At 59.3% G+C, this 1,174-nt stretch carries 2 protein-coding genes; both read right to left on the reverse strand.

The features are described 5' to 3' along the window. Window positions 1–30: 30 nt before the first annotated feature. Entirely contained in the window at window positions 31–897 is an 867-nt protein-coding gene (locus ABGV18_RS11450) for an IS3 family transposase (protein WP_396582860.1), read from the reverse strand. After that, window positions 870–1,174: helix-turn-helix domain-containing protein (locus ABGV18_RS11455; protein WP_396586142.1), on the reverse strand; the 305-nt coding region annotated here is incomplete at its 5' end. The genes ABGV18_RS11455 and ABGV18_RS11450, both read right to left, overlap by 28 nt.

Raw genomic sequence — 1,174 nt, forward strand, 5'->3', positions numbered from 1 at the left:
TGAACTGACCCCCAAAAGTTGGACGGTTGGTTAGCCGGGCACCAAGGCCTGAGTCCTGTATTCCACGGGGCTCAGGCCTTTTAGTTTCTCTTTGATCCGATCGTGATTGTAATAGCGGATGTAGCGCTTGATCTCGAGGATGAAGGCCTCGACGGTTTTGAACGTCCGACCATGAAAGCACTCGCTCTTCAGGATGCCGAAGAAGTTCTCCATCACGGCGTTGTCGTGGCAATTGCCCTTTCGGGACATGCTCGGCTCGATGCTGTGCTGGTTCAGAGTCTGACGGTATAGCGGCATCCGGTATTGCCATCCTTGGTCCGAGTGCAGCATCGGCCTCTCACCCGGCGCCAGACGCTTGATGGCTTGCTTGAGCATCGTCATCACCAGCGGTAGCCGAGGGGTGCGGGCAATCTCGTAGGACACGATCTCCTGGTTGTAGAGATCCAGGATCGGCGACAGGTAAAGGCGCTCGCCTCGAACCTTGAACTCGGTCACGTCCGTCACCCACTTGTGGTTGGGACGATCCGTCTCGAACTGCCTCTGCAATCGATTCGGCGCCGTCTTCCCCTCTTCACCACGATAGGAGCGGTAGCGCTTCGGCCGTAGCCGGCAGGCGAGGCCCAGCTGGCCCATCAGGCGTTGCACCGTCTTGTGGTTCAGAGGATGGCCCTGACGACGTAGCGTCCAGGTGATGCGGCGGTAACCGTAGCGGCCCCGGTGCTGATGGAAGATGGCGGCGATCCGCCGCTTCTCATCGGCATACCGGTCCGGTCGGGCTGAGGCCCGGCACCAGTAGTAGTACACGCTACGGGACATTCCAGCCGCCTTGAGCAGCCATTTTAGGGTGTGCCTTGGCCTCAGTTGGTTGATCAGCCGCGCTTTTTCTTCTCGGCGGATCGTTTTTCCTGGACCAAGGCCTTCAACTTTTTTAAGTAGTCGTTCTCCGCCCGTAGGTACTCGAGCTCATCGTTGAGTTCTTTTGGCGTCATGTTCTCCGGCGCTTTGCGACGCTGGGGAAGCGGCGGCGTGTGGGGCTTGTGCTTGGCCATCTTAGGTGGTCTCCCGCGGCGTTTGGGGTCCAGCGCCGCCATGCCACCTTCGGCAAACGCCCGTTGCCATTGCAGAAGCGTAGCAGGCGTCGCGATATTGAAAGCGGCACTCGCTTGGCGAATAG

Source organism: Guyparkeria halopsychrophila, assembly GCF_044582135.1.
Lineage (GTDB): Bacteria > Pseudomonadota > Gammaproteobacteria > Halothiobacillales > Halothiobacillaceae > Guyparkeria.